Here is a 15,659-nt window from a genome sequence, read left to right on the forward strand (position 1 = left end):
ATAGTGTTTCTAGCTAAAATTTATTTATTTATCACTTTTTCTTGATGAGTTATACTTTCTTGATGTATCGCCTTAAACAATTGCATCACAAACTCATTACTCAATCCTTTTTCTTCGCCCTCTAAAATCATTTTCCCTAAGATTTCGTTCCAACGTTGGTTTTGTAAAATAGCCACGTTTTTTTCTTTCTTAAGCAAACCGATTTTATCAGCAACTTTCATTCGGTTACCCAAAATTTCTAACAGTTTTCCATCAAATTCATCAATTTGCATGCGCAGTTTTGCCATTTTTTGGTTGTATTCGCTTTCATCATCCGACACTTTTCTAACGCGTAAATTGATGAACATTTGTTTCAATGTTGCTGGTGTTACTTGTTGGGCAGCATCACTCCAAGCGTTATCTGGGTCAATATGGGTTTCGATAATTAATCCGTCGTAATTCAAATCTAAAGCTTGTTGCGACACTTCTTGAATCATATCGCGCTTTCCAGTAATGTGCGAAGGATCGCAAATCAAAGGCAAATCAGGGAAACGATTTTGTAAATCGATTGCTATTTGCCACTCCGGATTATTGCGGTATTTTGTTTTTTCGTAAGTTGAAAATCCTCTGTGAATTACGCCTAATTTCTTAATATTCGCATTATACAATCTTTCTAAACCACCAATCCATAAAGACAAATCAGGATTTACAGGATTTTTCAACAAAACGATTTTATCCGTTCCTTGCAAAGCATCGGCAATTTCTTGAACGGCGAAAGGATTTACGGTGGTTCTAGCACCAATCCACAACACATCGATATCGTGTTCCAATGCTAATTTTACATGAGCTGCAGTAGCGACTTCCGTTGCCATTAACAAACCGGTTTCAGATTTGGCTTTTTGCAACCATTTCAACCCGATTTCGCCCACACCTTCAAAGCCACCTGGACGTGTTCGAGGTTTCCAAATTCCAGCACGGAAAATAGAAACATCAGAATTCTTTAATTCGTGAGCTATTTTTAAAACTTGATCTTCGGTTTCTGCGCTACATGGTCCTGCAATTACAAGCGGATGATTCAACTGAAAATCATCTAACCAAGTGCGTAATTCTTTTTTATTTTCCATAACCTTTATTTCACTGTAAAATTACTATTTATTCTTAAATTACAATTGCTTACTTCTTTCATATTCGCCCAAAACTTTAAAATGGGTTGTCATAATTTCCATTACTTTTTTCGCTTTTTCAAAATGCTTGTATTTTTCAAAAACCACATCCACAAAAAAAGCATAGGTAAAAGGGGTTTCGATAATAGGTAACGATTGAATTTTTGTTAGATTCAATTTACAATTATTCATCACATTTAAAACCGTTGCCAAGGAGCCTGGCGTGTCATCTAATTCAAATTTCACTGAAGCTTTATTGATGAGTTCTTTTGAAATTTCCTTATTACTTGCTTTTAAAACCACAAAGCGTGTTTTATTACTTTTTATGGTATGAATTCCATCAGCGATAATTTCCAAATCATAAATATTAGCCGCAACTGGACCTGCCAAAGCACCAATTCCTATTAATTGATTTTCCTGAATTCGTTTTGCAGTAATTGCAGTATCGGAACTTTCGACCAATTTAATATGCGGATATTGACTAAAGAAATTAGCACATTGCAACAAAGCAATTGGATGCGAATGTACTTCTTTGATATCTTCAATCGTTTGGCCTGGCAACACCATCAAATTCATGTGAATATCCAAAAAATATTCACCAATAATGTGTAAATCATTTGAATCGATTAATGCATAATTTGGCAAGATTGAACCCGCGATAGAATTTTCTAACGCCATTATTGCTTTGTCCGATTGGTTGGTTTTTAAACTTGTAACCACATCTCTAAATGTGGCACATTCATCCAAACCAATTGCCTCACCAAAGTAACGTTGTGCCACTTGGTGATGAAATGACCCATGAATTCCCTGAATTGCGACTTTAATTCCCATAATTTTGAGCAAAAAAAAATCCCGATTTACATCGGGATTGTATGTTTATAAAATAAATTTCTTTCATTTATATAATAGCACAACAATCCCTCATCTGTCTCCAGAAAAAATAAAAAGAATTGTTATAAAAAAATGTGCTATGTGTAAGCATTATGCCATTTATTTTTTGATTGTGTAAAAGTAATAAAAAAATGAAAACGAAATACTTTTTTAAATAAATTTGAGTTCTTTTAAAAAAAGTTACTTTTGCTAAAATTTACAAGCTATGTCGATAGAAGTTCAAAATATTTCAAAAAATTACGGAGACCAAAAAGCGTTAGACAACATTAGTTTTTCTGTAAAAAAAGGAGAAATCGTAGGTTTTTTAGGTCCAAATGGTGCCGGAAAATCCACTTTAATGAAAATTTTGACCACTTATTTAACGGCAGATAGCGGAACTGCTGTTGTGAACGAACACGATGTAACTTCGGCACAAAAAGAAGTACAAAAATCGGTTGGATATTTACCAGAACACAATCCGTTATATTTGGATTTGTATGTGAGAGAATATTTGGCTTTTAATGCCGATTTGCATAAAGTTGCGAAATCGAGAATTGATGAAGTAATTGCTTTGACAGGATTAACACCTGAAAGTCATAAGAAAATAGGCGAATTATCAAAAGGATATCGCCAACGTGTAGGATTAGCAACGGCTTTATTACACAATCCTGATGTAATGATTTTAGACGAACCTACAACAGGTTTAGACCCAAATCAATTAGTAGAAATTCGTGATTTGATTAAAAATATTGGAAAAGACAAAACAGTTTTTCTTTCCACGCACATCATGCAAGAAGTGGAAGCGATTTGCGATAGAATTATCATTATCGATAAAGGTAAAATCGTAACTGACAAAAAACTAAACAATTTAGTTACCGAAGAAGCCGAACAAATTATTGAAGTTGAATTTGATAAAAAAGTAGATGAAACTATTTTTGCTTCTCTTCCAAATTTAAAATCAGCAAAAAATACGCACGATTTAGTTTGGGAACTGACTTTTACCTCAACAACCGATATGCGTCCAGCGCTGTTTGATTTTGCTCAAGACAATCAGTTAAGAACACTTCAAATTGTATTGAAAAGTAAAAACTTAGAGCAGATTTTTAGAGAAAAAACAGCTAAGAAGAAATAAAAAAATCTCCTTACAACTGAAACTGTAAGGAGATTTTAAAAGTATTGTAACGTTAATTAATTTAAAGTTACCAAATACTTTTGTCTGAGTTTGTCGTAATCATCGTAAACCACAGAAAGTGCGTAACTCGACAAATTTTCATTCAACAACGAATTGTAAATGAAATCTTCTTCCGTAAAACCATATTTGGTAATGGCCTCTTTGATGTATTTTACGGCAACCTCTTTTTTATTCTGATAAAAGTAACAATTGGCTACTTCAATATAAACATCTTTTAAATTTTCACCCTTAGACAATTTAATGTAATTTTCATACTCTTTAATTGCTTCAGAATAATTTTTCTTCTCGGTTAGTGATCTAGCTTTTGTTAAGATAGAATCTAATTCATTTGCGAAGGTTAACTGGGAAATGAATAAAATTACGAATGAATAGATAATTTTTTTCATGGGTATAGTTTTTTGTTATTATAAATTTACAATTATTTTTTGAATAAAAAATATATTTTTTTCAATCACAATCATTTTAAAGAAAATTAAAATTAAATATTTAACATTTTTATTGAATTATATTTAAATAAAATCTCGTAAAAACACATTAATATAAATTAAACCTGTCAAAACAATCAAAAAATAGAAAAATTCGAAAAAATACACTTTTTAAAAAATAACAAAATGTCATTAATCGAATTTCTGTGTTTTTCGTCGATAAATTTATTACTAAATAGGTAATTAAAAATCATCTTTCATTTAAAATAACAATTTGTTAATTTAAAATCTTAATGATTACAACTTAATAAACAACTTTTTTGAAACACTAACTTTACTTACGAATAAAAGCTTAACTTGGATTTAAAAAAAATCTCCTAAGTACAAAATACTTAGGAGACCTAACTTTAAAAAGAACTATAATTTAAAAAATTTCTGTTGCAATTGCTTTAACATTCTCTGCTTTTCCCATAGAATAATAATGTAAAACTGGAATTCCTGCCGCGATTAACTCTTTACTTTGTTGGATACACCATTCAATTCCAATTTGTTTTACAGCATCATTATCTTTAGCTTTTACAACCGCCATAATTAAATCATCAGGCAATTCAACACTAAAGCGATGTGGAATTAAATTCAACTGTTTCTTTGTTGCAATAGGCTTTAATCCTGGAATAATTGGAACCGTAATTCCAGCCGCTCTGCATTTGGCTACAAAATCGAAGAACTTTTTATTATCAAAAAACATTTGGGTAATAATATAATCAGCTCCGTTTTTAATTTTTTGCTTTACAAAATGAATATCGCTATCTAAACTTGGTGCTTCCATGTGTTTTTCTGGATAACCTGCTACTCCAATGCAAAAATCGGTTTTGGTGGAATTTTGCAAATCTTCGTCCAGATAAATTCCCTTATTCAAGTTGCTAATTTGCGTTACTAATTCCGAAGCATAAGCATGACCTTCTTTTTCAGGTTTGAAGTAAATTTCGCTCTTAACCGCATCACCACGAAGTGCTACAACATTATCAATTCCTAAAAAATCTAAATCAATTAATAAATTCTCTGTGTCTTCTTTGGTAAAACCACCACACAAAATATGAGGAATAGCATCTACTTCATACTTATTCTGAATTCCAGCACAAATCCCAACGGTTCCAGGTCGTTTTTTAACTACTTTTTTCTGAAGTAAGCCATTTTCTAGCTCTTTGAATTCATATTCCTCACGATGATAAGTCACGTCAATAAACGGTGGATTGAATTCCATCAACGGATCAATACTATCAAAAATCGATTGAATATTTTGCCCTTTTAAAGGTGGTAAAATCTCGAAGGAGAACAAAGGTTTTCCGTTGGCGTTTTGTATATGTTCAGTTACTTTCATTTTAATCTGCTAAATTGGGTGAGAGCCATTTTTCGGCTAAATCAATGCTAATATTTCTTCTTTTGGCGTAATCTTTTAATTGGTCTTTTTTAATTTTTCCTAAACCAAAATATTTACTTTCTGGATTCGCAAAATAATATCCTGAAACCGATGCTGCAGGCCACATCGCCATGCTTTCGGTTAACTTAACACCTATTTCTTGTTCTACATTTAATAATTTCCAAATCGTTGGTTTTTCTAAATGGTCAGGACACGCAGGATAACCTGGCGCAGGACGAATTCCTTTGTATTTTTCTTTAATTAATTCATCATTTGACAAAACCTCATCAGAAGCGTAACCCCAAATTTCTTTACGTACTTTTAAATGCAAGTATTCTGCAAAAGCTTCGGCTAATCTATCGCCTAAGGCTTTTACCAAAATCGAATTGTAATCATCTAATTGCTTTTCAAATTCCGAAGCTTTTTCATCAACACCAAAACCAGTTGAAACACAGAAACATCCAATATAATCTTGTTTACCAATTTCTTTTGGAGCAATAAAATCTGCTAAAGCAATGTTTGGAGCTCCCACTGTTTTTTGTGATTGCTGACGAAGCGTTAAAAACTTCTCAACTTCGCTTGAAGTAATAACCTCAACATCGTCATCATTTATTGAATTCGCAAGAAAAATTCCTAAAATTCCTTTTGCTGTGAACCATTTTTCTGAAACAATTTGAGATAACATTTTTTGCGCATCTTCAAAAAGATTAGTTGCTTGTTCACCTACAATATCGTCGGTTAAAATCGCTGGAAATTTCCCGTACAATTCCCATGACTGAAAAAACGGTGTCCAATCTATAAAATCTACTAATTCTGAAAGTTCTACTTCAATAGTTTTTGTACCGATGAAATTTGGTTTTACAGGTTCGTAAGTATCCCAATCGATTTTGAATTTATTTTTCCTTGCTTCTTCAATAGATAAGAAATTTTTCTCGCGACTTCGGTTTAAATAACCTTCACGAAGCGCATCATACTCTCCACGAAGCGATTTTGCATAGGTAACTTTAGTATCGGGTTGTAATAAATTGGTTGCAACCGTTACTGCTCGAGAAGCATCGTTCACATGAACCACGGTTTCCTTATACTCTGGTGCAATTTTCACTGCTGTGTGTGCACGAGAAGTTGTCGCACCACCAATCATTATTGGAATTTTGATATTCAGTTTATCCATTTCTTTGGCTAAATACACCATTTCATCCAACGAAGGCGTAATCAAACCACTCAAACCTATAATATCTACATTTTCTTTAACCGCAGTTTCTATGATTTTTTCGGGCGGAACCATCACACCTAAATCGATGATTTCAAAATTATTACACGCTAAAACTACAGATACAATGTTTTTTCCAATATCATGTACATCACCTTTTACAGTTGCCATCAACACTTTTCCGGCCGAAGACGATTTTCCATCTTTTGAAGCTTCAATGTAAGGAAGTAAATAAGCCACCGCTTTTTTCATAACACGTGCCGATTTCACCACTTGTGGCAAGAACATTTTTCCACTTCCGAATAAATCACCAACCACATTCATTCCAGCCATCAAATTGATTTCGATAACTTCTATAGGTTTTTCAACTAACTGACGTGCTTCTTCTACATCAATCTCAATAAACTCGTCAATTCCTTTTACTAAAGAATGAGTTAATCGATCTTGAACCGAACTATTTCGCCATTCTGCCACAGCTTTTTCATTTGATTTTATATCGCCTTTGAAACTTTCCGCTAATTCCAACAAACTTTCGGTAGCATCGTCTTTTCTGTTTAAAAGAACATCTTCAACATGTTCAAGCAAAACCTTGTCAATTTCATCATAAATCTCTAACATTTCTGGATTTACGATTCCCATTGTCATTCCATTTTGAATGGCATGATATAAGAAGGCCGAATGCATCGCTTCACGAACTTTATCGTTGCCACGGAAAGAAAATGATACATTACTAACTCCGCCCGAAATATTCGCATACGGAAGATTTTCGCGAATCCATTTGGTTGCTCGGAAGAAATCTAAAGCATTTAATTTATGCTCTTCCATTCCGGTTGCGACTGGAAAAATATTAGGATCAAAAATGATGTCTTCAGCTGGAAAACCAACTTTTTCAACTAATATATCGTAACTTCTTTTACAGATTTCAATACGTCTTTCGTAAGTATCGGCTTGACCATTTTCGTCAAAAGCCATTACGATTACAGCGGCTCCGTATCGTTTGATTAATTTGGCATGATGAATAAAAGTAGCTTCTCCTTCTTTTAAAGAAATCGAATTCACCACACCTTTTCCTTGAATGACTTTCAACCCAGCTTCGATGATTTCCCATTTTGAAGAATCAATCATCACAGGAACTCGGGCAATATCGGGTTCGGCCGCGATTAGATTTAGGAATTTGGTCATAGCATAAACACCATCTAACATTCCTTCATCCATATTAACATCGATGATTTGCGCGCCACCTTCTACTTGAGCACGTGCAATTTCTAAAGCTTCATCGTATTTTTCTTCTTTAATTAAGCGAAGAAATTTTCTAGAACCGGTTACGTTTGTTCGTTCTCCAACGTTTACAAAATTGGTTTCTGGAGTTACAATCAAAGGTTCTAAACCTGATAATTTTAAATATTTATCGGAATTATAACTCATTACTTATTCTTTTATAATGTTTCGCAACATCTTTCCAAAAGGATTTACTGTTGCTGACGTATTGACAAACCCAACATCGTTGCGACTGTAAAAATGTTTCGAATTGTATTTTTATAATATTGTTTTTCATTGTATTTCTTTGCTTAAACCAAAACACTTTCTCTTGGTTTGAATTCTCTTGCTACCTCAGCAATTAATTTAATATGGTCAGGAGTCGTTCCGCAACATCCACCGATGATATTCACTAAATTTTCTTGTAAATACTCGCGAATTAATTGTTGCATTTCTTCTGGTGATTGGTCGTATTGTCCGAAGGCATTAGGCAAACCTGCATTGGGATGCGCTGAAATATTTAATGACGTATTATTTCCTAATCGCTTCAAATACGGTTTCAATTGATCGGCTCCTAAAGCGCAATTAAACCCTACACTCAACAAAGGAATATGCGAAATCGAAATCAAAAAAGCTTCCACCGTTTGTCCCGATAATGTTCTTCCAGAAGCATCGGTAATTGTTCCGGAAACCATTACTGGAATATCGATATTTCGTTCTTCTTTTACTTCTTCAATAGCAAACAAAGCGGCTTTCGCATTCAACGTATCAAAAATCGTTTCTACCAAAAGTAAATCGCAACCGCCATCAACTAAAGCTTCGACTTGTTGTTTGTAGGCAATTTTTAAATCGTCAAAATTCACTGCTCTGAAACCTGGGTCATTAACATCAGGACTCATAGAAGCGGTTCTATTTGTTGGACCGATGGAACCCGCCACAAATCTTGGCTTATCGGTAAATTCACCCGCTACTTCACGAGCGATTTTAGCCGATTGAAAATTCAATTCGTAGACTAAATCTTCCAAATAATAATCGGCCATTCCAATAGTCGTTCCCGAAAAAGTATTGGTTTCTACAATATCAGCACCTGCTTCAAAATAAGCGCGATGTACTGATTTTACAGCTTCTGGTTGGGTAATGGAAAGCAAATCGTTGTTTCCTTTTAAAGGATGTGGAAAATCTTTGAAGCGCTCGCCTCTAAAATCTTCTTCTTCAAATTTATAACGTTGTAACATCGTTCCCATAGCTCCATCGAGCACGAGAATTCGGTTTTTGATTTCTTCTTGAATTTTTGACATTGTATTCTCTCTCAAAGGCTAATTGCCTAATTTTCTTGATTAACTTAATTTGTTACCGTAGAAAGTTGGAGAGCAATTCTAACGTTATCTGCTTCCGATAAAATCGGAATAGAATGTAGCACCTTCTACAAGTGTAGGGTTGCTAAGCTTTCGCAGGGTCTATTCCCTCCAGCTTTCGTGATAACAAACACTATAATTATGAACACTGCAAATGTAGTGACAAAATTGAAATAATGAAATATTTTCTAAAATTTCATTAATAAAATAATTTTAATAGATTTATATTCTAAATTAATCGTCTTAAAAAGAATAAAAATCTATAAAATAGTTTGAAAACTTTTATTCTAACGCTTGTTTTAAGTCGTTAATTACGTCTTGAACGGTTTCCAAACCAACAGAAACGCGCACCAAACCATCCGTAATACTAACTGCCAAACGTTCTTCTTCTGTTAATTTACTATGCGTTGTAGAAGCTGGATGTGTTACAATAGAACGCGTATCACCTAAATTCGCAGACAACGAACACAGTTTGATTTTATCTAAAAACTTTCTCCCGGATTCAATTCCGCCTTTGATTTCAAACGCTACAATATTTCCGCCTAATTTCATTTGCTTTTTAGCGACTTCATATTGGGGATGCGATTTCAAAAAAGGATATTTTACTGAAGCGACATTTGGATGATTTTCTAAAAATTCAGCAACTTTTAAAGCATTTTCACAATGTTTTTCGATACGAACCGGCAACGTTTCTAAACTTTTAGACAACACCCAAGCATTGAATGGCGATAACGCTGGACCAGTATTTCGGGAAAACAAATAAATTTCACGAATTAAATCAGAACGCCCAACAGTTACGCCTCCTAAAACACGCCCTTGACCATCGATTAATTTGGTTGCAGAATGAATCACTAAATCGGCGCCGAACTGAATAGGATTTTGAATGTAAGGAGTCGCAAAACAATTATCGATAATTAAAATCAGATTGTGCTTTTTTGCAATTTTACCCAACAATTCTAAATCTAGAATATCAACTGCTGGATTGGTTGGTGATTCCGCATAAAGAATTTTCGTATTCGGTCGAATGAAATTTTCAATTGTTTCTGGTTTATTGACATCGAAATAACTTGTTGTAATATTCCATTTTGGAAAATATTTGGTAAACAACGTATGCGTGGAACCAAAAACACTACTTGCCGAAACAATATGATCGCCCGAATTTAATAAAGCAGCAAAAGTAGAATATACCGCTGCCATTCCTGTTGCGAAAGAATAGCCGTCTTCTGCTCCTTCCATTAGGCAAATTTTCTCAACAAATTCAGATGTATTGGGATTGGAAAATCGGCTGTAAATATTACGTTCTTTTTCCTCCGCAAATGAAGCGCGCATGTCTTCAGCATCTTCAAAAATAAAACTGGAAGTTAAATATAAGGGAACGGAATGTTCTAAATATTGAGTGCGCTCTAATTGCGTTCTAATGGCTTGTGTTTCTAATCCTAAATTTTGGTTGCTCATTGTTTTTGCTTGTTGAATTGTTTAATCGTTGAACTGTTAAAGTGTAAAACCCACAAGACTTTTACATCTTGCAGGTTTTGAGTTTGGGTGGTTATAATTTTTTTTCAGATAAGCGTAAAATGTCGCCAAAAACGCCTCTAGCGGTTACCGATGCTCCAGCTCCAGCGCCTTGAATTACGATAGGTTGCTCTCCATAAGATTCGGTATAAATTTCGAAAATAGAATCAGAACCTTTTAAAGAACCTAAAGCTGAATTAGCTGGAACGGAAATTAATTTCACTTCTAATTTTCCTTTATCTTGTTGCAAATCACCTGATAATTCTCCGATGTAACGTAACACTTCATTTGAACCTTGAGCGTCTTTGATGTTTTGGTAAATTCCATCTAATTCCGAAAGACGCTTTAAGAAATCTGCTGCACTTCCTTCTCGTAAAGCTTCTGGAATTAAGTTTTGAATTTGGATTTCTTCGAATTCGTTTTGTAAATCTAATTCGCGTGCTAAGATTAATAATTTTCGTCCAACGTCGTTTCCATTTAAATCTTCTCTTGGATCAGGTTCAGTGAAACCTTTGTCGATGGCTTCTTTTAAAACTTCGCTGAATTTTTTGTCTTCTATCGAAAAATTATTGAACAAATAACTCAATGTTCCAGAGAAAACACCTTTAATTTTAGTGATATTTTCACCTGATAAATGCAACAATTTAATCGTATCAATCAATGGTAATCCAGCACCAACATTCGTTTCATACAAATATTCTTTTTGGTTATCTTTTAATACTTTTCGAAGCTTTTTATAGAAATCAAAGCTTACCGTATTAGCTACTTTATTTGACGAAATTAAATCGAAACTATTTTCGGCTAACGAAATGTAATTTTCAATGAAAGTCGAACTTGCGGTATTGTCAATTGCGATTAAATTTTCCAAATGATGTTCTTTGGCGTAAGCAATTATGTCTTCAACTTTGTATTCCTGACCTTTATCTTCTAACGTTGCTTTCCAATTTTCACTGATTCCGAATTTATTCAACAACACTTTCTTTGAATTCGCGATAGCAAACACATTCAACTTAATCCCTTTACGCTTTTCGATATTTTTTGCTGATTCTAAAATTTGGGAAATCAAAGTTCCACCAACCGTTCCGTGACCGAAAATCGCGATGTTGATTTTTTTCGCCACACCAAAAATTTCGCCATGAATCACATTTAAAGCGCGTTTGAATTCATCTTGACTAATCACCAAACTGATATTTCTTCCTGTAACCGTATTATTCAACAAAATTGGGGTGATTTTATTTCGAATTAAAGCCGTGTAGGGTTTATGGAAATTCGTTAAATCTTGCCCAATAATCGAAATCACAGCAATGTTATCGTTTACCGAAATTTTATTGACATCTTTCGTATAAAAATCGGTTTCAAATTCTTTTTCCAAGCCAACTAACGCTTTGGAAGCCTTATCCGAACTCACAACTAAACCAATTCCTCTTTCTGAAGAACCTTGCGAAATGATGCTTACGCTAATGTCGTTTTCAGCCATTACACGGAAAATTCTTGCATCAACCCCTGTTTTACCTAACAAACCTCTTCCTTCAAGATTGATCAGCGAAACATTTGTCAAAACAGAAAGCGATTTGATGCCTTCATTAGTTTGTTCGGAAGTTATTAAAGTTCCATCATTTTCAGGATTGAAAGTATTTAAAATGCGTAATGGAATATTTTTTTCCACCAAAGGAATAATGGTTTTGGCATGTAAAATTTGTGCTCCAAAATTTGCCAACTCATTCGCTTCATTAAAGGACAAACGCTCGATTTTTTTTGCGTCAGCCACTAAATCGGGATTAGCGGTGAAAATTCCGTCTACGTGTGTGTAATTTTGAAATTCTTCGGCATTCAGATAATTCGCTAATAAAGAAGCGGTATAATTACTTCCGTTTCTGCCTAAAGTCGTGGTTTCATTGTGTAACGTTGAACCAATAAAACCCGTTACAATATTGACTTTATCCGTATTTTTCTCGAAATAATCCAAGACATTTCGCTTTGAAACAGCATCAATTGGTTGCGCATTTCCAAAATTCAAATCAGTTTTAATTAACTGGCGTGAATCGGTGAATTGAGCTTTTATGCTATTTTCGTTTAAAACATAAGCGACATATTTTGCCGATAGAATTTCACCATACGCAATAACTTGGTCTTTGATTTTTTCGCTGTAATCTCCTAAAAGCGAAACGCCTTCTAATAATTTCTGTAAAACAGAAAATTCTTCTTCGAAGATATTTTCTTTCAAACCTTCCAATTGGTATTTTTTGAATTGTTCAAAATCCGCTTGAAAATTGATGTTGGCTTGTGCTTTTTTTAATAGAATTACCAATTCGTCCGTTGCGTTTCCTCTTGCCGAAACTACTACTGCAATGGGTTCGTTATTGAAATATTTTTGAGCAATCGTTTGAATTACTTTTTGCAATCCTTCTCCGTTTGCTAATGATTTTCCTCCAAATTTTAATATTTTCATTTGATTTCTAATTAAATATAGGTTTTAGTATGTTGTTTAGTTGTTCAAATTCTATCAAGAAAGCATCGTGTCCATGAATGGATTTGATTTCGTGATAAAATGCATTGTTTTTGTAATTTTTGACTTCCTGAAAAGCGGTTTTGATTTCGTTTGCTGTAAAAAAGTAATCTGTGTCCACACTTATTAGATGAATATTTGACGAGATACTTTTGATGACATCTGATTTATTATTGTTTTTAAAAATATCTGTAGTTTTCAATAAATGATTCATGAGTTTGTAAGCCGAAAGTTGAAATCGATTATGCAATTTTTCTCCGTGATGGAACAACCAACTTTCCACTTGAAACAATCCATCCGAATTTTGCAATTTGTTGTGAAATTTTTCTTGGAGTGATTCAGGTGTTCGGTACAATAACATGGCGTGAATTCTGGCATCGTGAATTGGATTTTTGGAATTATTCAGAATCAAATCTTGAATTAACACATTTCCAATCAACCAATCAGAAGCTTTCCAATTTGTTGCGACGGGAATTAAATTCGCAATCGCTTTTGGTCGAATTGCTGCCATTTCCCAAGCAATTGCACCGCCTAAACTTCCACCAATAACAGCAAAAACTTGATTCACTTTAAACGAATCGATTCCTTTCCAAAATAAATTGGCAATATCGTAAGTGGTAAAATCTTGATAATTTTCAATCAAATTTTCTTCATCTTGATAACCGTTTCCAGGAATATTGAAAGCTAAAACCGCATATTTTTTGGTGTCAATAATTTTATTCTCACCAATTAACGATTGCCACCAACCGTTTTCTCCAATAACTTGCGAATTTCCCGTCAACGCATGATTCACCACCACCAAAGGAGCTGAACCAACGGGTTGCCCGAACAATTGATAGGACAAAATCACTTTTGCTTGCACAACTCCATTTTGCAATGGAACATTTTGGAACACTATTTTTTGAATTTTACTCATTTCTCTTTTTAAAAAAAAGACTGCCTTTAGGTAGGTCTATCGGCAGTCTTCAAACAAACAAAAACCTAAACTAAATTTTGAACGGGCAATTTTTCGAAAACACCTTGTAAATCGGCTTTCAAGTCTTCAATATCTTCTAATCCAACCGATAAACGAATTAAATCTTTCGTTACTCCAGTTGTAATTTGTTGCTCTTCTGATAATTGTTGGTGCGTTGTACTTGCTGGATGAATAATCAATGATTTTGTATCACCGATATTTGCTAATAATGAGAAAAATTGAGTTTCATCAGCTACTTTTTTAGCCGCTTCATAACCTCCTTTTAATCCAAAAGTTACAATACCGCTTTGTCCTTCTGGTAAATATTGTTGGGCTAAATCATAATATTTTGAAGAAATCAATCCTGGGTAATTTACCCAAGCCACTTCTGGACGTTTTTGTAACCATTTAGCTAATTCCAAAGCGTTTTCACTGTGCTTTTTGATTCGGATAGCTAATGTTTCCAAACCTTGAATAATTTGAAATGCGTTGAATGGACTTAACGAAGCACCTAAATCTCGTAAACCTTCGATTCTAACTTTTGCTATAAACGAGGCAGCGCCTAACACTTCATAATATTTTAATCCGTGATAACCTGCAGAAGGTTCTGTAAATTCTGGGAATTTTCCGTTGCTCCAATCGAAATTTCCTGCATCGATGATTACTCCTCCAAGAGAAGTTCCGTTTCCACCTATGTATTTCGTTAACGAATGAATTACGATGTTTGCTCCGTGTTCGATTGGGTTTAGCAAAAAGGGTGTTGCCACTGTGTTATCCACAATAAAAGGCACTTTGTAGGTTTGTGCTGCTTTTGAAATGGCTTTTAAATCGAGTACATCTAATTTTGGATTTCCTAAACTTTCGGCAAAGAACACTCTTGTATTTTCTTGCGCTGCATTTAAAAAATTCTCAGGATTTGTTGGATCTACGAATGTTGTTGTGATACCTAATCTTGGTAAAGTCACGTTTAATAAATTGTATGTTCCACCATATAAACTGTTAGAAGCCACAATGTGGTCGCCAGCTTTTAGCAACGTTAATAAAGCAGTTGAGATTGCTGCGGTTCCTGATGCAGTTACAACAGCTCCAATTCCACCTTCTAATTTGGCTAAACGTTGTTCTAAGATATCGTTTGTTGGATTATTTAATCGTGTGTAAATAAACCCAGCTTCGGCCAAACCAAAAAGATTGGCAGCGTGGTCTGAGTTATTGAACACGTAGGAAGTAGTTTGGTAAATTGGAACGGCTCTTGTTCCTCCTTTTTTAGTTACGTCGTGTCCTGCGTGTAATGCGTTTGTTGCAAATTTATTTGTGCTCATGATATTTTATTTTTGATGTTATTGTGTGTTTTTTAAATGTATTTTTTTGATTTTACTGAGTTTGATTCAGCTACACATTCGACAACATCGTCTTGGATTGTAAATGGCTATTTTCATTATTTTGTTGTTTTTTAGAAATAAAAAAACCTCTGCTTTCGACAGAGGTTATATTGAATTAATTTACTTTTAAAATTATGCAATAGGCTTCCTCTGCGGATTGTTCCACATCATCATACACATATTGCACATTGTAAAGTTCATTTTCTATTTCTTTTAGTTTAACAGGGCAAAATTAGATTTATTTTCTACAATAAAAAAATAAATAGATTATTTTTCTAAATTTTGTTATTTAAAAGTAATTATTTAGAATATTTTTCGTTAAAAACGAATTTCAATCCGAAAATTTATCTAAAGAAACCTCTATTTGTAATTTCCGAAGAAAAAAATAAAAAAAAGTTAACAATCATTTGGAATTCAATTTCATTTCATACATTTG

The 15,659-nt window shown here is 33.8% G+C and carries 11 protein-coding genes and 1 riboswitch; of the genes, 1 reads left to right on the forward strand and 10 read right to left on the reverse strand.

Annotation, left to right across the window (positions count from 1 at the left end; all coding sequences use genetic code 11):
- Positions 1-20 precede the first annotated feature (20 nt).
- Both B0I03_RS10080 and B0I03_RS10085 read right to left on the reverse strand, forming a co-directional pair.
- The gene (locus B0I03_RS10080) at positions 21-1,103 is read right to left on the reverse strand and encodes a bifunctional 3-deoxy-7-phosphoheptulonate synthase/chorismate mutase type II (RefSeq protein WP_111567320.1); all 1,083 of its coding nucleotides are present in this window, start codon (positions 1,101-1,103) and stop codon (positions 21-23) included.
- Positions 1,104-1,142: 39 nt separating this feature from the next.
- Positions 1,143-1,973 carry a prephenate dehydratase gene (locus B0I03_RS10085; RefSeq protein ID WP_111567321.1) on the reverse strand — a complete coding sequence of 277 codons (831 nt, stop codon included), beginning with the start codon at positions 1,971-1,973 and terminating at the stop codon, positions 1,143-1,145.
- 265 nt (positions 1,974-2,238) lie between these two features.
- Between B0I03_RS10085 and gldA the strand changes: the two genes are divergently transcribed.
- Entirely contained in the window at positions 2,239-3,144 is a 906-nt protein-coding gene (gene gldA / locus B0I03_RS10090; RefSeq protein ID WP_111567322.1) for a gliding motility-associated ABC transporter ATP-binding subunit GldA, read from the forward strand.
- A gap of 56 nt (positions 3,145-3,200) precedes the next feature.
- Here the strand turns inward: gldA and B0I03_RS10095 are convergent, their stop codons facing one another.
- From B0I03_RS10095 to B0I03_RS10130, 8 genes are all read right to left on the reverse strand, one after another.
- Positions 3,201-3,590 carry a tetratricopeptide repeat protein gene (locus B0I03_RS10095; protein WP_111567323.1) on the reverse strand — a complete coding sequence of 130 codons (390 nt, stop codon included), beginning with the start codon at positions 3,588-3,590 and terminating at the stop codon, positions 3,201-3,203.
- A 463-nt stretch (positions 3,591-4,053) separates the two neighbouring features.
- A complete protein-coding gene (gene metF, locus B0I03_RS10100; RefSeq protein WP_111567324.1) occupies positions 4,054-5,010 on the reverse strand; it encodes a methylenetetrahydrofolate reductase [NAD(P)H] in 957 nt (318 codons plus the stop codon).
- Between the two features lies 1 nt (position 5,011).
- Positions 5,012-7,684, reverse strand: a complete 2,673-nt coding sequence (gene metH / locus B0I03_RS10105) for a methionine synthase (protein ID WP_111567325.1) — start codon at positions 7,682-7,684, stop codon at positions 5,012-5,014.
- Positions 7,685-7,827: 143 nt separating this feature from the next.
- Positions 7,828-8,814 carry a homocysteine S-methyltransferase family protein gene (locus B0I03_RS10110; RefSeq protein ID WP_111567326.1) on the reverse strand — a complete coding sequence of 329 codons (987 nt, stop codon included), beginning with the start codon at positions 8,812-8,814 and terminating at the stop codon, positions 7,828-7,830.
- Between the two features lie 81 nt (positions 8,815-8,895).
- Positions 8,896-9,001: riboswitch (SAM riboswitch) on the reverse strand.
- Positions 9,002-9,153: 152 nt separating this feature from the next.
- Entirely contained in the window at positions 9,154-10,326 is a 1,173-nt protein-coding gene (locus B0I03_RS10115) for a trans-sulfuration enzyme family protein (RefSeq protein ID WP_111567327.1), read from the reverse strand.
- 91 nt (positions 10,327-10,417) lie between these two features.
- Positions 10,418-12,832 (reverse strand): bifunctional aspartate kinase/homoserine dehydrogenase I, encoded by a 2,415-nt coding sequence (thrA, locus tag B0I03_RS10120; protein ID WP_111567328.1) that lies wholly within the window; start codon positions 12,830-12,832, stop codon positions 10,418-10,420.
- Positions 12,833-12,839: 7 nt separating this feature from the next.
- Positions 12,840-13,805 (reverse strand): alpha/beta fold hydrolase, encoded by a 966-nt coding sequence (locus B0I03_RS10125; RefSeq protein WP_111567329.1) that lies wholly within the window; start codon positions 13,803-13,805, stop codon positions 12,840-12,842.
- A gap of 65 nt (positions 13,806-13,870) precedes the next feature.
- Positions 13,871-15,163, reverse strand: coding sequence for an O-acetylhomoserine aminocarboxypropyltransferase/cysteine synthase family protein (locus B0I03_RS10130; protein WP_111567330.1), 1,293 nt, complete (start codon positions 15,161-15,163; stop codon positions 13,871-13,873).
- Between the last annotated feature and the right edge of the window lie 496 nt (positions 15,164-15,659).

Source organism: Flavobacterium aquaticum (assembly GCF_003259835.1).
Classification (GTDB): Bacteria; Bacteroidota; Bacteroidia; order Flavobacteriales; family Flavobacteriaceae; genus Flavobacterium; species Flavobacterium aquaticum.

Coding starts and splice junctions, on each gene's coding strand:
- B0I03_RS10125 (WP_111567329.1), bottom strand. CDS start 13,805: ATGAGTAAAATTCAAAAAATAGTGTTCCAAAATGTTCCATTGCAAAAT.
- B0I03_RS10080 (WP_111567320.1), bottom strand. CDS start 1,103: ATGGAAAATAAAAAAGAATTACGCACTTGGTTAGATGATTTTCAGTTG.
- B0I03_RS10130 (WP_111567330.1), bottom strand. CDS start 15,163: ATGAGCACAAATAAATTTGCAACAAACGCATTACACGCAGGACACGAC.
- metF (WP_111567324.1), bottom strand. CDS start 5,010: ATGAAAGTAACTGAACATATACAAAACGCCAACGGAAAACCTTTGTTC.
- B0I03_RS10085 (WP_111567321.1), bottom strand. CDS start 1,973: ATGGGAATTAAAGTCGCAATTCAGGGAATTCATGGGTCATTTCATCAC.
- B0I03_RS10095 (WP_111567323.1), bottom strand. CDS start 3,590: ATGAAAAAAATTATCTATTCATTCGTAATTTTATTCATTTCCCAGTTA.
- gldA (WP_111567322.1), top strand. CDS start 2,239: ATGTCGATAGAAGTTCAAAATATTTCAAAAAATTACGGAGACCAAAAA.
- B0I03_RS10115 (WP_111567327.1), bottom strand. CDS start 10,326: ATGAGCAACCAAAATTTAGGATTAGAAACACAAGCCATTAGAACGCAA.
- metH (WP_111567325.1), bottom strand. CDS start 7,684: ATGAGTTATAATTCCGATAAATATTTAAAATTATCAGGTTTAGAACCT.
- thrA (WP_111567328.1), bottom strand. CDS start 12,832: ATGAAAATATTAAAATTTGGAGGAAAATCATTAGCAAACGGAGAAGGA.
- B0I03_RS10110 (WP_111567326.1), bottom strand. CDS start 8,814: ATGTCAAAAATTCAAGAAGAAATCAAAAACCGAATTCTCGTGCTCGAT.